Origin of the sequence: Streptomyces sp. YGL11-2 (genome assembly GCF_050054615.1) — a bacterium.
Lineage (GTDB): Bacteria > Actinomycetota > Actinomycetes > Streptomycetales > Streptomycetaceae > Streptomyces.
Genome location: NZ_JBNHIN010000174.1, coordinates 1 through 475, shown reverse-complemented (window position 1 = coordinate 475; position 475 = coordinate 1). Strand labels below are relative to the sequence as shown.

Annotated in this window: 1 protein-coding gene; it reads left to right on the top strand. The window is 69.1% G+C overall.

Annotated elements, in window-relative coordinates:
* Positions 1 to 53: 53 nt before the first annotated feature.
* Positions 54 to 475, top strand: a 422-nt coding sequence (locus tag ACO1BR_RS44215) for a hypothetical protein (RefSeq protein ID WP_426800763.1), incomplete at its 3' end; no start/stop codon positions are given.

Here is a 475-nt window from a genome sequence, read left to right as displayed (position 1 = left end):
ATGCGTCTGGTGCTTCGCGGGTGCGTGTCCGGGTTCGTGGGGCGGGTGGTGCGTTGTCGGTCGCGGTGGCGGATTCCAGTGGTGTGCCGGTGGCGTCGGTGGAGTCGTTGGTGGTGCGTCCGCTCTCGGCCGGGCAGTTGCAGGCCGCTGACCGAGACACCCTCTTCACGGTCGACTGGACCGGTATCCACCCCACGGGCGATCCCGTGGAATCCCTCGCTGTGCTCGGCAAGAACGCCGAAGGCATCCTCGACGGGCTCCCGCTCCAGTCCCACACGGATCTCGACGACCTCGCCGAGGCCGGTCCCCACGGCACCGTCCTGGTCGCGGCCCCTGCCGGCACTGCTGACCCCACCGGCATGGTGGAGTCCGTTCATGCGGCCACGGTGTGGGCGTTGGGGGTGATGCAGTCGTGGTTGGCCGAGGATCGGTTTGCTGCGTCGCGTCTGGTGTTCGTGACGCGTGGTGCGGTGTC